Source organism: Agarivorans sp. QJM3NY_30, from assembly GCF_050870855.2.
Classification (GTDB): domain Bacteria; phylum Pseudomonadota; class Gammaproteobacteria; order Enterobacterales; family Celerinatantimonadaceae; genus Agarivorans.
In genome coordinates this window covers 355,244-371,509 of sequence record NZ_CP194038.2, presented here as the reverse complement: position 1 = coordinate 371,509, position 16,266 = coordinate 355,244, and the positions used below count along the sequence as shown (strand labels likewise).

The following is a 16,266-nucleotide window of genomic DNA, read 5'->3' as shown; positions in this document are numbered from 1 at the left end:
TTATTGTAGCCAATACTAGCCACTTAGCCAAACATTTGTTGACTCAGCCTCAGCGTCGCAGCCACGTTACGAGCAGATACATAGAGGTTGGATTCCGCCTCGGCAAGTGCTTGTGGCAAACTACAAGTACCCGGAACGATGGAAAATACCGCATTAATACCATGTTCATGCACCACTTCGTAGCCGGGCAGCATCGCGCCAGCCAAGGCGATCACCGGCACCTGGTACTGCATCGCAATTTGCGCCGCACCATAGGGGGTTTTACCCGCGATGGTTTGACTGTCGATCCGCCCCTCACCGGTAATCAATAAATCAGCACCTTCCATGGCACTGGCTAAGTCCACAGCTTCGGTCACGATTTGTACCCCTGGACGCAGCTGAGCTTGCATAAAGGCCAACAATCCCGCCCCCATACCGCCTGCAGCGCCACTACCAGCGGTGTGCATAATATCGATGCCAAACTCACTAAACACCACTGCCGCAAAACGACCTAAGGCGGCATCAAGCTGCTTGACAACCTCTGGCGTTGCACCTTTCTGCGGGCCAAAAATAGCACTGGCGCCATGTTCACCACAGAGTGGATTATCGACATCACAGGCCACCTCTATTTCAACCTTAGCCAAACGGGGATCGAGACCAGAAATGTCGATGCTGGCGAGATCAATCAGCTCACCACCACCACGCTTTAAGGGTTTGTTAAAACGGTCGCGAAAATTAGCGCCCAAAGCTTGTAGCATGCCCACCCCAGCGTCGTTTGTGGCACTACCACCCAAACCAATAATCAACTTGGTAGCACCAGCATCGAGGGCGGCGCTAATCAGCTCTCCAGTACCATAGCTGGAAGTCTTACGTGGGTCACGCAGCGCATGATCCACCAGATGCAGACCCGAGGCTGCAGCCATCTCAATCACTGCGGTCTGCTTATCACCCAATACGCCAAAGAAAGCCTCAACCGGATTGCCACGCGGACCCGACACCAAAACTGGCATGATTTGTCCGCCTGTGGCATCAACCATCGCCTGCACGGTGCCTTCGCCACCATCGGCAAGCGGCACTTTCAGATAGTCGGCATTAGGGAAAATCTCTTTAAAACCTTGCTCAATCAGCTCTGCCGCTTCCATGGCACTCAGGCTTTCTTTAAACGAATCAGGCGCAATTACTATCTTCATCGGCTTTCCTTGTTCAGTTACAAATTAATGCTCAAACCCAGTCTCTAAGCCTATTGTGGTAAACAAGTCTGAGTGTAGGCACGGATCTGTTCACTTAGCTGTCTCATTAACTTACCCGCTAATTGCCAATGATGCCAGTATAGCGGCACCCTAAGCTGAAAGTCGGGCAAAATGTTGACTAAACGCCCCGCCGCAAGGTGTTGCTCCATCTGCAAGCGCGGATTCAAACTATAGGCACCACCAGCCAGTGCTAGCTCGATAAACGCTTCCGACGAACGCACCGTATGGCAAGGATATTGTCCTGGATGCAAAGCAAAGTGCTCTAACAAAAACTGGATATGCATATCGTCATGTTGATCAAAAGACATGGCTGGAGCCTGACTAAGGCTACGCTGATCAACCCCATCGGAAAAATAACGTTGAATAAAATCGGGGGTCGCCACACATAGATATTCCATATACCCTAAAAAGTGGCTTTCACTTCCAGCGATTGCTTGCGCCTTGCTGGTAATACAGGCGAGCGCTTCGCCACTACGCATCCTTTGCCAAGTGCGCGATTCATCTTCTACATATAAATTTAGCTCGATTTGGGTACGTTGCAACAAAGGTCTTAAGGCGGGAATTAACCAACTGGCCAAGCTATCGGCATTCACCGCTAAAGGCATAGCCTGAAAAACCTGCTCGTCCACCTTGAGCTGTTGGCTTAATTCGGTTTCAAGCTGTAATACTCGTTGATAGTGGCCTAATAGTTGTTGACCTAAAGCCGTGGGTTGTAAGGGTTGAGCACGGATCAACAACGGTTGCCCCAGCTGACTTTCCAATAACTTAATCCGCTGCGAAACCGCCGACTGAGTGAGGTGTAGACGCTGCGCAGCCCGCTCAAAACTCTGCTCCAAGACGACCGCATCCAAAGCTTTTAGCAGCTTGTAATCAAAATCAGTAGAAGCCATTTACCCTCATTAGATATTTTAATTATCCATTAAAATTATTAGCTATATTAAAGCAGATGCGCTGGTTATAGTCCTGTAATATTTTAATAACGCAAGGCAATACATGTTCAGCACTTACTTTACCGGACTCACCCTCATGGCCAGCCTGATCATGCCTATCGGCATGCAAAATGCCTTCGTATTAAACCAAGGGATCCGCCGACGCCATCATATCTTGGTGGCCACTATGTGCTCGTTTGCCGACATCTTTTTTATGAGCCTTGGGGTTTGGGGCGGTGCCCAACTCTTTAACGCTTACCCTTGGCTGCTTTATAGCATTAGCATTTTGGGCGCGGTATTCATGCTAGTCTACGGCTACCAGTGTTTACGCAGCGCCTACCAAGCCGAAGATAGCTTGAATCAGGGCGAAGCAAAACATGAGTTAAAGGCGATCATTCTCGCCTGCTGCGCCTTCACCTTTTTAAACCCCCACGTCTATATCGATACTATTGTGATCTTGGGTGGATTTGCCGCTAATATCAGCGCAGAGCAACGCCCGATGTTTGTTGCTGGCGGGGTCAGTGCTTCTTTCGCTTGGTTCTTCAGCCTCGCCTTACTCGGTGCAAAGCTGGCACCAATACTTGCAAAACCGCGTGCCCAGCAGCTGATTAATAGCCTGATCGGCCTAATGATGTTTGGCTTGGCTTTCTACCTGCTTAAGTTTGTATTTGCGTAGACAGCATCGTGAGAATAATCGCTTGGCATTCCGTTTTGGTTTCGTACTCTGAGCACTGAAAAGCCGAAAAGTTACGCAAATTTGAGCAACAACATCCGACAGCAACCATAAAAAACGGGCCCTTGGGCCCGTGAGTTCAAATAAATAAGCTGCGCTTAGTTTGCCGTAAAACTAAACTTCTGTCCGCCGATAGCCGCTTCATACATTAAGCCACCTTTTGCCAAGGTAAACACCGCATAGCCACTCACATAATTGGCCTTGGCTTGTTCACTGCCTGCTGCTGCGCCAGTACCAGAAGTACCCGCTTGCGCCGATGCGCCAAGGGTTAGCGCGACGGCACTGGCTTGCGCGCCAAACTCAAAACTACCGCTGGTAAATTCGTCGTACGCTCGCTTGTCTTGCAAAAACACAATTTGGCTAAACGCTTGACCACCGAGTTGAAATCCAATGGTAACTTGGCCCATTTTTACGGTGCCCGTTGCTTGACCACCGCGATAGACTTTTCCTTCACCATAAGCACCACCAATGCCAATGCCTCCCTTGCCAATGGTTGGAAATACCGCATAGCCATAGGCATTGTTAAAAAATGAAGTTGTTCTATCGGATTTTTTAAAATCCTGAATAGTTGCTTGGTAATCATCCGCCATCGCTGGAAAACTCAGCGCGAATATACCAATACACATTACCCACCACTTCTTCATGTTGAAACACCTTTAAGCTAATGAACCAATCAGCAGCATACACCATGTTCTAGTATATCGACATCCTGTTTATTTTTATTCAACACACAGCTATTCAGCTGGGTTGATATAGTCGATAACAAGTTTGGTAAGCATATTTTTCGCCTGCATTTAACCAACAGCTTTGATGCGGCCAATCGGAACGGTTAGGCGAATCAGGAAGAAACTGAGTTTCCAAAGCTACCCCGCTATGCGCAACATAACTCTTGCCATTACGTGCCGGGTTACCACTTAAAAAATTTCCTGTATATAACTGGATTGCTGGTTTATTAGTATAGACTTCCAAAGCCAAAGAGCCATCATCAGCAATTAAACGAGCCACAGCCCCTCCCTCTTTTCGCACCGAAGACTGCAATAAATAGCTATGGTCATAGCCTCCAACCAGCAGCTGATCTGGATCTTTATTCAAATCGGCGGCAATCGACTTTGCTTGCCGAAAATCAAAACCACTACCAGCCACCTCTTTTAAGCCATCGACAGGAATACCTTCGGCATCCACAGGAAGATAGTAATCAGCGGCAATAAATAAATAATGTTGCAAAATATTACTTTGCTCAGCGTTAAGATTAAAATAGCTATGATCAGTAAGGTTTACAGGGCAGGCTTGGTCGACTTCAGCGCTGTAATCTAGTTGCAACTGATTTTCTTCGTCAAGGGTGTAGGTCACTTGTGCGGTCATGTTACCCGGGTAGCCTTGTTCTCCATCGGCCGAAAAAATACTAAAACGAGCCTTATTGTCAGCCAACTGCTCACCCTGCCAATCACGATGACTCAAATCGTTAGCCCCATGTAACTGATGCGGCCCTTGATTCGCCGTTAACGCATATGATTGACCCTGATGATTGATTTTTGCCAGCTTAATTCGATTTGCATAGCGCCCCACAGTTGCGCCTAAATAAGCGCCTTGCTGCTGATAATTTTGTAGGCTGTCACAACCTAACACCACTTCCCTTAACTCTCCGCTACTGAGCCTGATTTTTAAACTGGCAAGGGTTGCCCCCCATGTCAGTATGATAGCCACACTGCCTTGAGCATTCTTAAGGGTAAACGTTTTCCCCAAAGAATTCTGACTAGAAGACATATACAACTCCTCAATGATTTTTAAAATAAATGAATCGTGAACGCAGCCCGAAACTTACGATGCGCTATTTGTAGAAGCAAATAGAACCGAGGCGCCTAATCATGACACGATAGTGGATTTGACCAACAAAGCTAGCATAGTTCTAAAAACATCAATCATTTAGCAATCATTTTGTGAGCAACATCGCCTTACTCAAAGGTCGTCGAGTCGGTCATTTACCGACCCGCCATCTCTACACCACTGATATCAGCCTTTAAGCAAGCAATATAGCCACGTTCAGACAAATTTAGTGTCTCTACAATCGTAATCTGCGTCGCGCCCCTTAGGTTGGTATACAATAAGGTTCAGCGTAAACACAATCACCTTCAAAACGACGACTGATTCACCTTATAAGAAGGAGAACACCCTGCTTTCTTCCACAGCCAACAAAATACTCACAATAGTTTTGCTTGGGCAACTTAGCGCCTGCTCTACCGCCAATCATGGCTCTTTTGCTGAGCGCAGTTTTTACCAGGGCGAACTACGACAGTTGGTATTATTAGGGCCAACTTATGGTGAACATTGCCAAACCTACGCTTTATACCTGTTTCCAATAAAACAAAGCCCAAGCACCCAACTTGCGCTGCAACAGGCCAAACAGGCTCAACCCCATACTCAGATGTTAGCCAATATTAGCATTCACCATAAAACTTACTGGGGCATTGCTTATGCCAAACACTGCGTCACCGTAACCGCCGAAGCCTACGCCGCGCCCTGACCACTTAGCAGTCGCTAATTCAATGAAAAATGCAACCAGAGAGGGCTATCCTCGGCTAGGGTTTTAGGGTGTAAAAACGGGTTATCCAGCTTCAATACCCGACGTTCATTGAGCCGCTCAGCAAACTTGTCATAGCCATAGCTGGTAAATAGTCGCTCAAAGTCGCCATTGTCAATCGCTAGCAATAAGCCTTGCTCTATGCGCTCTGCCAGTTGGCGATTGCCTGAGTTAACAAAAAAATAGATAGGCGCTCGATAGCTAAGCAGTAACCTTGGCTCGACAACAAAATTAAATTCCGAGTAAGTCTGCAACTCACTATCGATTTCACTAACGCCCCGAGGAAAATAATCGAAGCGCCGCCGCGCCAGCATCCCAAACAGGCCTTGGTAGGTAGCACCCTCGACCACAGGCAACTTGTTATAGGCTAATATTTGACTGTCTGGCCACCCGTGTCCTTGCCCGGCAAGTAAGCTTGCCAGTTGGCTTAAATTATCAATTTTCTCGAAGCGAGCAAGATCTTCACGGCGGATCATCAGTAAACGCTGGCCCAACAGGCCCTTCAGCAAGGGGATCCGGATTGGTAGTAACTCAGCTTCACGTTCTCGCGAGCTCATGGTCCAAATCACATCAACGGTTTTATTCGCCTTTAACTGCTGTATAGAGCGCTCTTGAAACATTTTAGTTGGGCTACTGCGCACGATAAACGGACCATGACTGGTTTGTGTGTTCGCGAGAGCAAGCTGCAAAACATCGACAAAATAATCACCGCGGTGATCCCTTTCAGCCTCTGGCGCTGGATAGCGAACTACCAAAAGACCAGGCTCCGCCAGTGATATCGCCGAGTAGCACAGAACCATAATTGCGGCACAGAACAAACAATGCATGCTTGATGAGTAGCTAATTTTTAGTGAAGATTATATAAGATGAGCAGCGGCTTCGCATACCTCTAGTTAACAGTTTAGGGGTTTTGCCTCCGTATGCGAATACATTGTCGTAATTAGCAAAAAAGCCCCGTCATTGCTGACGGGGCTTTTATGAAGGTGGTCGGTGATGAGAGATTCGAACTCCCGACCCTCTGGTCCCAAACCAGATGCGCTACCAAGCTGCGCTAATCACCGATAATTTTGTGCTTGATGTTTAACCAGAAACCAAAGCTCTGGTCCCACTCTTAATGAGCTTCGCGATGATGCGCTACCAAGCTGCGCTAATCACCGATAATTTTGTGCTTGATGTTTAACCAGAAACCAAAGCTCTGGTCCCACTCTTAATGAGCTTCGCGATGATGCGCTACCAAGCTGCGCTAATCACCGATAATTTTGTGCTTGATGTTTAACCAGAAACCAAAGCTCTGGTCCCACTCTTAATGAGCTTCGCGATGATGCGCTACCAAGCTGCGCTAATCACCGATAATTTTGTGCTTGATGTTTCACCAGAAACCAAAGCTCTGGTCCCACTCTTAATGAGCTTCGCGACGATGCGCTACCAAGCGCGCTTTTTCTATCATTTATTTTAGCTAATTTCAGAAAATTATCCCAAGGCTTAACTTTGCCTGTTTCGGTCGCAACGAAATTCGCTACACCTAAATAATGGGGTGAGTAATGGGGTTTGAACCCACGACAACCGGAATCACAATCCGGGGCTCTACCAACTGAGCTATACCCACCACTGAGTACCAGAGCATCTTCCTTCGAAATGGCGCACCCGACAGGAGTCGAACCTGTGACCTTCGCCTCCGGAGGGCGACGCTCTATCCAGCTGAGCTACGGGTGCTCAATGCTGGCGGAGGCGTATGTTAGGGTGTTCGCTGCCCTCTGTCCAGACATTTTATAAAAAAACTGCCAATCGAAGAGTTTTTAGCCAATCCTTTAAAAAACCTGACTATGCGTACCAGAAACCACCGCAGAAATGCTCACTAAACGACAGAGAATAAGCTTTGATTTTATAGCTCGAGACATATGACCTGATGATCAAATAAGCTAAGATACGATCACTTTCTTCACACCAACTGCTGTATGGGTAGGCATCAATTCGGAGCGAGTGATTAGCGAATGAAAACACGGTTGCAAAAAATACGTTCATTACTTTCCACCCTCACCAGTATCAATCCCAATCTGGATGAAGAACTTGCATTAATTGTTCAAGCCGTTGGAGGCTTAAACAACATCATCTCGACCATGGCTTGCACCACCCGCTTGCGCCTATGCATCAAAGATATGAGCTTAATGGACTCAAACAAATTAAAAATGCAAGGCGCCATCGGCGTGGTAATCCTCGATCAAAATAACCTACAAATTATTTACGGTTTAAAAGCCAACGCTTATTCGCAGCAACTGGAGCAACAATTAGTTGCAGAATCAAGCTAAATCAGCTTAAAAAACAATAGCATATACCTGCGAAAATTGAACACCGATGATGAGTTCGCTTTTAAAACCTTTGAACGTCGCATAAACATCCAAGAGGACACCACCAAGTCCACACCGGCGGTCACGATTACACGGTATAACAACTGATGCTTCAGTCCAATATCCACCAGCAGTTCTGGCGCTACTCGATCCCCTCGGTCGTCGCCATGGTCGTCAATGGGATTTATCTAATCGTAGACGGCATGTTTATCAAGCCATCAATAAAGCAAATCGCGCCAACCTGATCTCATTAGCCAACATGGTGATCCAACTCCCCTTCATGCTATTGCTTCCCACAAACTTTGGGGTGACGGGGATTTGGTTAATCATGCCGCTTTCCACAGCGCTATTAAGCCTACCGATCGCTTATGGCTTATACCAATTATTAGCCCGGCTCAAGCAAGCAGCCTCATCAGCCTTGCTTCAATAATATCAGCCAAGCAAATCGGCTAAGGCAGAGCCTGGCCTCGCGAAGTGACAAACAGTTGATACCATTGTTCACGACTCAGCTGAACCTTAGTCGCATCGGCACAAGCGCGGATCCGCCCCACATGGGTACTGCCAATCACAGGCTGAATCGCTGCCGGATGGCGCATTAACCAAGCAAGAACCATGGCCTCGGGCGAGCAACCATATTGTTCGGCATACTGGCGCACTAAGGCTGCCGTATCGCGCTGCGCCTGGCTGGCTTGCGAAAGATCGGCGCCACTAAATAAACCGCGACATAAACTGCCCCAGGCCTGCACTTGCAGCTTGTTGATAGCGCAATATTCTATGGTGCCAGCAGTAAAACTATGGCCTCTGACCTGCTCATCATTCACTGCCACACTATGATTCAGCCAATCTAACTTCGTTAAACTCAGCTCCAGCTGATTTGCCACCAGAGGAAAGCCTAGCGCAGCTTGCAGGTAAGCGATTTGTGCACCGCTCATATTCGATACCGCAAACTGCCGCACCTTACCGCTCTCTTTAAGCTGCTGCAGAATCGCGGCCACTTCATCCATTTCCGCCAAAGGGTCGGGGCGGTGTAGCATCAACACGTCGATATATTCAGTTTGTAGGCGCTTGAGCGATGCTTCGACGCTTTGTCGAATATAATCCGCTGACCAATCGTAACGCCCACACCATTGCTCATCGGCAAAACGGATCGCACATTTGGTTTGCAAAATAATCTGCTGGCGCAACTGCGAACGCTCAGCCAGAACCTGACCAAATACTTGCTCGGCCTTACCCAGCGTGTAAATGTCGGCATGATCGAAATAGTTAATGCCAATTTCTAAGGCGGCATCAACGGCCGCATGCGCCTGCGCCAGATGTTCAGGGCCATAAGGCGTAGCATCCCAACTGCCGCCAAGACCCATACAACCGTAAACTAATTGACTCGCCTGAGGGAAGAATTGATGAATTGCTAATGCTGCCATAACCAAATCCTAATGGGTAATAATTGGCCTCATTATAGCGATAGTTGTTGTATTTGAAGACTAAAACTTGATTTTTGTGTCAGCCATGAATTCGCGGCGAGTGCCGAGAAAGTCAGCGCTGCAAGCGGCTAAGCTGCAGCGCTCAAGCGCTCACTATAATAAATCGCGTAAGCGATAGTAGGTCATCGCCATGACCAGTGCAGGAGTGCGCAGTAAACGCCCACCAGGGAAAGGCATATGCGGGATCTTATCGAAGATATCAAAACGTTCCGAAGTTGCCATAATCGACTCCGCCATAAGTTTGCCAGCCAAGCCAGTGGCCGCAATACCATGTCCAGAGAAACCCTGAGCAAAATACACATTTGGCGCAAGCTTGCCAAAGTGCGGCGCACGGTTGATGGTAATGCCGACATTGCCGCCCCAAGCAAATTCCACTGGCTCATTAGCCAACTGCGGAAATACCCAGTCCATGCGTTGTTTCATGGTTTTCGCTAAATTTCGTGGCTGCACTCCGGAATAACTCACTCGGCCACCAAATAACATCCGGTGGTCAGCCGAACAGCGATAATAGTCGAGCACGAAATTAATATCACACACCGCCATATTATTTTTAATCAAGCTACGAATGCGTTCCTCGCCAAGCGGTTTGGTGGCACAAACATAAGTACCCACGGGCATCACTCTGCTTTCCAGCTTGTTATTCAGACCTTCCATGTAAGCGTTGCAGGCAAGCACCACATGAGAACAAGTCACTTTCCCCTGAGCGGTACTTAAGGTCACTTTAGTCCCGTGTTCAATCTTAGTGACTTTACTCGCCTCGAAAACTGATACACCCGCTAATTCGGCCGCTTTGACCAAACCAAGAGTATAATTGAGCGGATGTAAGTGACCACTATTAGGATCGAATAAAGCCCCCAAGTAGCGCGGACTCGCCAGTTGCTCTTTAAGCTGCTCCTGCTCCCAATATTGCAAGCCCTGGTAACCATAATCATCACTGAGCTGGGCCTGCCAAGCTTTCAGCTCTTTCACATGGCGAGGCTTAATCGCGACATGGCTTTGCCCATCTTGCCAGTCACAATCAATGTTATACTTGGCAATGTTTTGTTTAGTCACGGCAAGCGATTCGACCGACAGATCCCACATCTTCTTGGCATCGTCTTTACCCATCATTTTTTCCAAGGTGGATTGCTCGGCGGCCCATCCAAAAATCGCCTGCCCTCCACTGCGTCCAGAGGCGCCCCAAGCGACGCGCTCGCCCTCAAGTAAGATCACCTTATAACCTTTCTCGGCTAACTCTAGGGCCGTAGTCGCGCCGGTGATACCGGCACCGACAACGCAAATATCGGCCTGATGATCACCCGCTAATTGCGGATAATCGAGTTGCAAATTTGCACTCGCCGCATAATACGAATTAGCATGTTGCTGTTTCATTTACTCACCTTTGATGTCATTACGAAAGCGTTGCTATCCTTGCCTCAGCTTGAATCTGGAATTTATACCATTTGCTGATACCATTGCTGCTCCAACGGCGTCACCTGTGCCTCAAAACGTTGCCATTCATTGAGTTTATTGGCGTGGTAAACGTGGCTAAAATCTTCTCCCAGCAAGTCCCAGAGAGTCGACTGATAAAATACTTTTAAGGCCTGCTCCCAAGACGTGGGTAATTCGCAGGCATCTACATAGGTCGCATCACCGGTAACTGCCGCAGGACAAACCAATTGCTGTTCAATGCCGTGCTGAATACCCGCAAATAATGCGGCCACCACAATGTACGGATTACAATCTGCACCAGAAACCCGATGTTCAATCCGAGTATTGGCTTTGGTTCCCGAGGGGATGCGTAGCGCCACGGTTCGATTATCCCAGCCCCAAGTCGCCTTTAATGGAACAAACATGTCGGGTTGAAAGCGACGATAAGAATTTGCATTAGGGGCCAGCAAGGCAATCGCCTGTGGCATAGTTTCTAATAGTCCGGCTAAAGCCTGCTCCAGCAAAACCTGGTCTTCTGCAAAGCGGTTATTCCCTGCGTCGTCCAACATACTGATATGCACATGGCAACCATTGCCCGAATGCTCAGCGTAGGGTTTTGCCATGAAGGTTGCCACATAGCCATGTTCTTTGGCCACCGCCTTAATGGCACGCTTTAAGAGGATCGCTTGATCACAAGCCAGCAAAGGATCGGTCTGATGCTGCAAAGTGACTTCAAATTGACCGGGAGCATATTCAGCGATGACGTTATCACTCGGGATATTTTGGGTATGACAGTAGGCTTGAATATCTTTGATAAATGCAGCGAACTCGTCTAATTCATCCAATGAGTATACTTGGGTTTGCTCCATTCGTTGTTGAGACAACGGTAACAGCGGGGGGAGCGGCTGTTCGGTATCGGCTTGCGCGTCGAGTAGATAGAATTCCCATTCGATAGCAACACAGGGATAGCACTGTTGCTGATGTAATCCAGCGAGGGTTTTACTTAATAGCTGACGAGGATCTGCAAAAAATGGGCGACCATCCACCTCATACATCGTCAATAAGGCCTGTGCTGAGTTTTCCTTCCAGGGAACCAAACTTAAACTATGCGGCAGCAACTGGCATATTCGGTCACCATCTCCCTGCATAAACCCCAAACCAGTTTCCTCAACCGTTTCCCCACAAATATCCAAGGCAAAAACCGAAGCGGGTAAGCACATGCCTTCGTTGGCAATCTTCAGCAATGAAGCGGGTTCAATACGCTTACCACGGATCACCCCATTCATATCTGAAAGCATCAAATCGATACTTTCTAAACGAGGGTGAGCGTCAAGAAATTTTTGTACTTGTTCAACCCGCGTAATTCGCTGCGTTTGCGGTTGGTGTTTCAACATAATTAACAGTCCCCTGATAAAAGCATCCCTTATACCTTTTAAATTTACACCATAGTGTTAATTATAATGCAAACTTTTTTGCTGGATCGGCAATAAAAACCGATAAATTTAGTTTTTATTTAACACTAGGTTGACATTCATCCCATTTCATGACAAATCTTATTAGCACGGAGCAAAAATCCAACAGCAAGTGTTTTTGCCACGTTTTACTAAACAGACGATGACAGGTGATTATGGATAAGGTCAGGAAGTGGTTTGCAGAAAACCGGATAACCGAGGTTGAGTGTCTAATTCCCGATATTACGGGGAATGCAAGAGGGAAAATTATCCCCGCAAATAAATACCTGAAAGAAGGAGGGATGCGACTTCCAGAGTCGATCTTTTACCAAACGGTTACCGGGGACTGGCCTGACGACGATATAGAATTGTTTGATTGGACCGAAAAGGACATGAGCTTAGAGCCGGACTGCGATAGTCTGCGTTTTGTTCCTTGGGCCAAAGAGCCTACCGCTCAGTTAATTCATGATTGCTACAAAAGCAACGGCGAATTAGTCGATATGGCACCTCGTTCGGTTCTCAAAAAAGTGCTCGCCCTCTATGAAAAAGAAGGTTGGAAGCCAATTGTCGCCCCCGAACTAGAGTTTTTCTTAGTCAAAAAGAATCTCGATTGGGATTATCCTCTTGAACCACCAATCGGTCGTAATGGCCGTCCAGAAACAGCTCGCCAATCCTTTAGCATCGATGCCGTAAACGAATTCGACCCCTTATTCGAAGATATGTATGACTATTGCGAAGCACAAGGGATCGAAGTGGACACCTTGGTACACGAGTCTGGTGCCGCACAAATGGAAATCAATTTCGATCACGGCGAACCCGTTTTGGCCTGTGACCAAGTATTTTTATTTAAACGCACCATGCGCGAAGCCGCATTGCAACACGATACCTATGCCACCTTCATGGCGAAGCCAATGGAAGAAGAACCTGGCAGTGCGATGCATATCCACCAAAGTTTGGAAGATATGAATGGCAATAACTTATTTGCCAACAGCGATGGTAGCAACAGCGATTTATTTTTAAGTTATATTGCAGGTTTACAACAGTTCACCCCTGCCAGCATCGCCTTCTATGCGCCCAACGTAAATAGTTATCGCCGACTCATGTTTGGCGATTCAGCACCGATCAACCTGCAGTGGGGGATTGACAACCGCACCGTGGGCTTGCGAGTGCCACTCTCCGGAGGGCGTAATCGCCGAGTCGAAAACCGCTTTGCTGGCGCCGATGCCAATCCTTATTTAGCCATGGCCTTAACTTTGGCTTGCGGTTATATCGGCATGAAGAAAAAACTCAAACCTTCGGCGCAAGAAATCGGTGACGTCAGTGAAGACCGCTACACTCTGCCAGGGAATTTAGAAGCTGCCCTGGTCGAACTGGAACAATGTGATGAACTGAAAGAAATTTTGGGAGAGCGTTTTATTGGCTGCTATGTCGCCGTAAAACGCAAAGAATATCAAACATTTTTCAAAGTTATTAGTTCTTGGGAACGAGAGTTTTTATTACTCAACGTCTAAGCCATTCATTCAATCAGCCACAGGAGGCCAAATGAGCACAGCAACCTTGACAATCCAGCAGCAAGACAGCGCGCATTGCTTGCACCCTTTTACTAATTTTAAAGAGTTAAATACCAAAGGCGCAAAGGTGATTGAGCGTGGTGAAGGAATTTATGTATACGACAGTGAAGGGAATAAACTGCTCGATGCGATGGCTGGCTTGTGGTGTGTGAATTTGGGCTACGGTCGTCAGGAACTGGTCGATGCCGCCGCCAAACAAATGCAGCAACTTCCTTATTACAATCTATTCTTTCAAACCACTCATAAACCTGCGGTCGAATTAGCGACGGTATTGGCCGAACTCACCCCGGAAGGGCTAAATCACGCCTTTTTCACCGGGTCTGGCTCTGAGTGTAACGACACGGTAGTGCGCATGGTTCGTCATTACTGGGCGAGTAAAGGCCAACCCGATAAGCTAGAAATTATTAGCCGTAATAACGCTTACCACGGTAGTACTATGGCTGGAGCCAGTCTTGGCGGAATGGACTTTATGCATGCGCAAGGCGGTTTGCCACTACCGAATATTTGCCACATCGACCAACCTTATTGGTTTACCGAAGGCCAAGGCCAAGACCCGGAGCAGTTTGGCCTAGAGCGAGCGCGTCAGCTAGAGCAAAAGATCCTCGAATTAGGTGAAGACAAAGTCGCCGCCTTTATTGCCGAACCAATCCAAGGTGCAGGCGGGGTGATTATTCCTCCCGACAGCTATTGGCCCGAGATTCAACGGATCTGCGATCAATACGATATCTTATTGATCGTTGACGAAGTGATATGCGGCTTTGGTCGCACCGGTGAATGGTTTGCCAGTCAAACTTTTAATATTAAACCTGATTTGATGTGTATGGCGAAAGGGATTACCTCCGGCTACCTACCGCTGGGTGCGGTGATGGTGTCTGATGACGTTGCCCAGATACTAACCGAAGCTGACCAAGAGTTTGCCCATGGTTTCACCTACTCCGGCCATCCCGCCGCCTGTGCGGTCGCACTGGAAAATATTCGCATCCTGCAACAGGAGAACATTATTCAGACGGTGCGTGAAGACACCGCGCCCTATCTAGCCAAACGTTGGCAGGAATTAGCTGAGCACCCAATTGTTGGAGAAGCCCGCAGTAAGGGCCTAGTAGGCGCCTTAGAATTAGTCGCCGACAAAACCACCAAGCAACGCTTTGCTAAACACTTAAATGCAGGCACAGTATGTAGAGACTTTTGTATAAACAATGGTTTAATCATGCGTGCTTGCGGCGAAACGATGATCATTTCGCCGCCACTCATAATAACAAAATCACAAATAGATCAGTTAATCACACTGGCGAAACAAAGTTTGGATGACACTCTACGAGCATTGAGTTAATCCGGGAAGCAGTACGAGAATCACCTCAAGGAATTGGAGAACAATGATGAACAAAGCAACAGTGAAGCTAACGCTTGCTTCGATTTTAGCTGCCACCGCCATAAACGTGCAGGCCGCAGAAGATAAAGTCCTGAATGTGTACAACTGGTCTGACTATATTGCCGAAGATACCATCGCTAATTTTGAGGCCGAAACCGGCATTAAAGTAGTCTACGATGTATTTGACTCAAACGAAGTATTAGAGGCAAAGATACTATCTGGTTCAACCGGCTTTGATATTGTGGTTCCCTCTTCAGACTTTCTCGCCCGCCAAGCACAGGCTGGTGCGTTTATGAAATTGGATAAAAGCAAGCTCAGTAACTACAGCAACCTCGATCCGAAGATTATGAGCATGTTAAGTGATACTTCTGATCCAGGAAACCTCTATGCCGTCCCTTACCTTTGGGGCACCACTGGTATTGGTTATAACGTCGATAAAGTAAAACAGGTATTGGGTGATGACGCGCCAGTGAACAGCTGGGACTTAGTCTTTAAACCAGAGTATATGGAGAAGCTGTCACAATGTGGCGTGGCTTTCCTCAATGCGCCCACCGAAATTTATGGTGCAGCCTTGCATTATCTCGGTAAAGATCCAAATTCAACCAACATTAAAGAGTACAAAGAGAATTCGGAAGCCTATAAGCTGCTGAAATCAATACGTCCTTATGTGACTTATTTCCACTCTTCGCAATTCATCAACGACTTAGCCAATGGTGATATTTGTGTGGCCATCGGTTGGTCAGGCGATATCTTGCAAGCCTCGGATCGCGCAGCAGAAGCGGACAACGGCATCAATGTAAAATATGAGATCCCCAAAGAAGGCACCTTGGCTTGGTTTGACCTAATGGCGATTCCAGCCGATGCACCGCACAAAGAGAACGCCTACGCCTTCATTAACTACCTATTACGGCCTAAGGTGATTGCAGAGATCTCTAACTTTGTTTGGTACGCCAATCCAACCCCTGCATCGAAAGAATTTATTGATCCAGAAATAACTTCACATCCAGGGATCTATCCAAGCGATGAGACTTTAGCTAAGCTCTACGGTTCGAAAGTTATGCCACCGAAAGTGTCTCGAACTCTGACTCGTTCTTGGACTAAATTTCTACAAAACTAAGTAATACGCTTGCCACCGTTGGGTGGCAAGCGCGCTTTTATATCTTAATGGAG

The 16,266-nt window shown here is 47.4% G+C and carries 16 protein-coding genes and 3 tRNA genes; 8 read left to right on the top strand and 11 right to left on the bottom strand.

Translation table 11 applies throughout. From position 1 onward, the window contains the following. Nucleotides 1–23: 23 nt before the first annotated feature. Together ACRRSX_RS01705 and ACRRSX_RS01700 are read right to left on the bottom strand one after the other, a co-directional pair. Nucleotides 24–1,169, bottom strand: a complete 1,146-nt coding sequence (locus ACRRSX_RS01705; RefSeq protein WP_432454935.1) for a glycerate kinase — start codon at nt 1,167–1,169, stop codon at nt 24–26. Nucleotides 1,170–1,219: 50 nt separating this feature from the next. Beyond that, entirely contained in the window at nt 1,220–2,119 is a 900-nt protein-coding gene (locus ACRRSX_RS01700; RefSeq protein WP_432454936.1) for a LysR family transcriptional regulator ArgP, read from the bottom strand. Nucleotides 2,120–2,222: 103 nt separating this feature from the next. On the opposite strand from ACRRSX_RS01700, the gene ACRRSX_RS01695 reads away from it, so the two are divergent. After that, on the top strand, nt 2,223–2,834 hold the full coding sequence (locus tag ACRRSX_RS01695; protein ID WP_432454937.1) for a LysE/ArgO family amino acid transporter: 612 nt from the start codon (nt 2,223–2,225) through the stop codon (nt 2,832–2,834). A gap of 155 nt (nt 2,835–2,989) precedes the next feature. Here the strand turns inward: ACRRSX_RS01695 and ACRRSX_RS01690 are convergent, their stop codons facing one another. Together ACRRSX_RS01690 and ACRRSX_RS01685 are read right to left on the bottom strand one after the other, a co-directional pair. Next, the gene (locus ACRRSX_RS01690) at nt 2,990–3,535 is read right to left on the bottom strand and encodes a YSC84-related protein (RefSeq protein WP_432454938.1); all 546 of its coding nucleotides are present in this window, start codon (nt 3,533–3,535) and stop codon (nt 2,990–2,992) included. A gap of 94 nt (nt 3,536–3,629) precedes the next feature. Beyond that, nucleotides 3,630–4,655 (bottom strand): galactose-1-epimerase, encoded by a 1,026-nt coding sequence (locus tag ACRRSX_RS01685; RefSeq protein WP_432454939.1) that lies wholly within the window; start codon nt 4,653–4,655, stop codon nt 3,630–3,632. A gap of 445 nt (nt 4,656–5,100) precedes the next feature. Between ACRRSX_RS01685 and ACRRSX_RS01680 the strand changes: the two genes are divergently transcribed. Further along, entirely contained in the window at nt 5,101–5,412 is a 312-nt protein-coding gene (locus tag ACRRSX_RS01680; RefSeq protein ID WP_432454940.1) for a hypothetical protein, read from the top strand. Between the two features lie 14 nt (nt 5,413–5,426). Here ACRRSX_RS01680 and ACRRSX_RS01675 read toward each other — a convergent pair whose 3' ends face one another. Both ACRRSX_RS01675 and ACRRSX_RS01670 read right to left on the bottom strand, forming a co-directional pair. Then, nucleotides 5,427–6,224 (bottom strand): hypothetical protein, encoded by a 798-nt coding sequence (locus ACRRSX_RS01675; protein WP_432454941.1) that lies wholly within the window; start codon nt 6,222–6,224, stop codon nt 5,427–5,429. A gap of 229 nt (nt 6,225–6,453) precedes the next feature. Next, nucleotides 6,454–6,530: transfer RNA gene (locus ACRRSX_RS01670), tRNA-Pro, on the bottom strand. A 257-nt stretch (nt 6,531–6,787) separates the two neighbouring features. Between ACRRSX_RS01670 and ACRRSX_RS01665 the strand changes: the two genes are divergently transcribed. Further along, nucleotides 6,788–6,925: a hypothetical protein gene (locus ACRRSX_RS01665; protein ID WP_432454942.1), complete on the top strand. Its 138-nt coding sequence runs from the start codon at nt 6,788–6,790 to the stop codon at nt 6,923–6,925. A 74-nt stretch (nt 6,926–6,999) separates the two neighbouring features. Here the strand turns inward: ACRRSX_RS01665 and ACRRSX_RS01660 are convergent. Together ACRRSX_RS01660 and ACRRSX_RS01655 are read right to left on the bottom strand one after the other, a co-directional pair. Beyond that, nucleotides 7,000–7,075: transfer RNA gene (locus tag ACRRSX_RS01660), tRNA-His, on the bottom strand. 30 nt (nt 7,076–7,105) lie between these two features. After that, nucleotides 7,106–7,182 (bottom strand) — tRNA-Arg (locus tag ACRRSX_RS01655). A 278-nt stretch (nt 7,183–7,460) separates the two neighbouring features. Here ACRRSX_RS01655 and ACRRSX_RS01650 point away from each other — a divergent pair. Then, a complete protein-coding gene (locus tag ACRRSX_RS01650; RefSeq protein WP_432454943.1) occupies nt 7,461–7,775 on the top strand; it encodes a glucose PTS transporter subunit EIIB in 315 nt (104 codons plus the stop codon). 146 nt (nt 7,776–7,921) lie between these two features. Further along, nucleotides 7,922–8,059 carry a hypothetical protein gene (locus ACRRSX_RS01645; RefSeq protein ID WP_432454944.1) on the top strand — a complete coding sequence of 46 codons (138 nt, stop codon included), beginning with the start codon at nt 7,922–7,924 and terminating at the stop codon, nt 8,057–8,059. A gap of 204 nt (nt 8,060–8,263) precedes the next feature. Here ACRRSX_RS01645 and ACRRSX_RS01640 read toward each other — a convergent pair whose 3' ends face one another. The 3 genes from ACRRSX_RS01640 to ACRRSX_RS01630 form a co-directional block, all read right to left on the bottom strand. Beyond that, complete coding sequence (locus tag ACRRSX_RS01640) at nt 8,264–9,235, bottom strand: aldo/keto reductase (protein WP_432454945.1); 972 nt, start codon at nt 9,233–9,235, stop codon at nt 8,264–8,266. 153 nt (nt 9,236–9,388) lie between these two features. Then, nucleotides 9,389–10,666 (bottom strand): NAD(P)/FAD-dependent oxidoreductase, encoded by a 1,278-nt coding sequence (locus ACRRSX_RS01635; protein ID WP_432454946.1) that lies wholly within the window; start codon nt 10,664–10,666, stop codon nt 9,389–9,391. Nucleotides 10,667–10,728: 62 nt separating this feature from the next. Continuing rightward, nucleotides 10,729–12,099 (bottom strand): glutamine synthetase family protein, encoded by a 1,371-nt coding sequence (locus ACRRSX_RS01630; protein ID WP_432454947.1) that lies wholly within the window; start codon nt 12,097–12,099, stop codon nt 10,729–10,731. A 233-nt stretch (nt 12,100–12,332) separates the two neighbouring features. On the opposite strand from ACRRSX_RS01630, the gene ACRRSX_RS01625 reads away from it, so the two are divergent. From ACRRSX_RS01625 to ACRRSX_RS01615, 3 genes are read left to right on the top strand one after another with little or no spacing between them, the layout of a single operon-like run. Further along, complete coding sequence (locus tag ACRRSX_RS01625; protein ID WP_432454948.1) at nt 12,333–13,667, top strand: glutamine synthetase family protein; 1,335 nt, start codon at nt 12,333–12,335, stop codon at nt 13,665–13,667. 31 nt (nt 13,668–13,698) lie between these two features. After that, nucleotides 13,699–15,057 (top strand): aspartate aminotransferase family protein, encoded by a 1,359-nt coding sequence (locus tag ACRRSX_RS01620; protein WP_432454949.1) that lies wholly within the window; start codon nt 13,699–13,701, stop codon nt 15,055–15,057. A gap of 43 nt (nt 15,058–15,100) precedes the next feature. Then, a complete protein-coding gene (locus ACRRSX_RS01615; RefSeq protein WP_432454950.1) occupies nt 15,101–16,213 on the top strand; it encodes an extracellular solute-binding protein in 1,113 nt (370 codons plus the stop codon). Nucleotides 16,214–16,266: the final 53 nt, after the last annotated feature.

Coding starts and splice junctions, on each gene's coding strand:
- ACRRSX_RS01665 (WP_432454942.1), top strand. CDS start 6,788: ATGATGCGCTACCAAGCTGCGCTAATCACCGATAATTTTGTGCTTGAT.
- ACRRSX_RS01630 (WP_432454947.1), bottom strand. CDS start 12,099: ATGTTGAAACACCAACCGCAAACGCAGCGAATTACGCGGGTTGAACAA.
- ACRRSX_RS01700 (WP_432454936.1), bottom strand. CDS start 2,119: ATGGCTTCTACTGATTTTGATTACAAGCTGCTAAAAGCTTTGGATGCG.
- ACRRSX_RS01635 (WP_432454946.1), bottom strand. CDS start 10,666: ATGAAACAGCAACATGCTAATTCGTATTATGCGGCGAGTGCAAATTTG.
- ACRRSX_RS01690 (WP_432454938.1), bottom strand. CDS start 3,535: ATGAAGAAGTGGTGGGTAATGTGTATTGGTATATTCGCGCTGAGTTTT.
- ACRRSX_RS01685 (WP_432454939.1), bottom strand. CDS start 4,655: ATGTCTTCTAGTCAGAATTCTTTGGGGAAAACGTTTACCCTTAAGAAT.
- ACRRSX_RS01620 (WP_432454949.1), top strand. CDS start 13,699: ATGAGCACAGCAACCTTGACAATCCAGCAGCAAGACAGCGCGCATTGC.
- ACRRSX_RS01695 (WP_432454937.1), top strand. CDS start 2,223: ATGTTCAGCACTTACTTTACCGGACTCACCCTCATGGCCAGCCTGATC.
- ACRRSX_RS01650 (WP_432454943.1), top strand. CDS start 7,461: ATGAAAACACGGTTGCAAAAAATACGTTCATTACTTTCCACCCTCACC.
- ACRRSX_RS01645 (WP_432454944.1), top strand. CDS start 7,922: ATGCTTCAGTCCAATATCCACCAGCAGTTCTGGCGCTACTCGATCCCC.
- ACRRSX_RS01615 (WP_432454950.1), top strand. CDS start 15,101: ATGATGAACAAAGCAACAGTGAAGCTAACGCTTGCTTCGATTTTAGCT.
- ACRRSX_RS01625 (WP_432454948.1), top strand. CDS start 12,333: ATGGATAAGGTCAGGAAGTGGTTTGCAGAAAACCGGATAACCGAGGTT.
- ACRRSX_RS01705 (WP_432454935.1), bottom strand. CDS start 1,169: ATGAAGATAGTAATTGCGCCTGATTCGTTTAAAGAAAGCCTGAGTGCC.
- ACRRSX_RS01640 (WP_432454945.1), bottom strand. CDS start 9,235: ATGGCAGCATTAGCAATTCATCAATTCTTCCCTCAGGCGAGTCAATTA.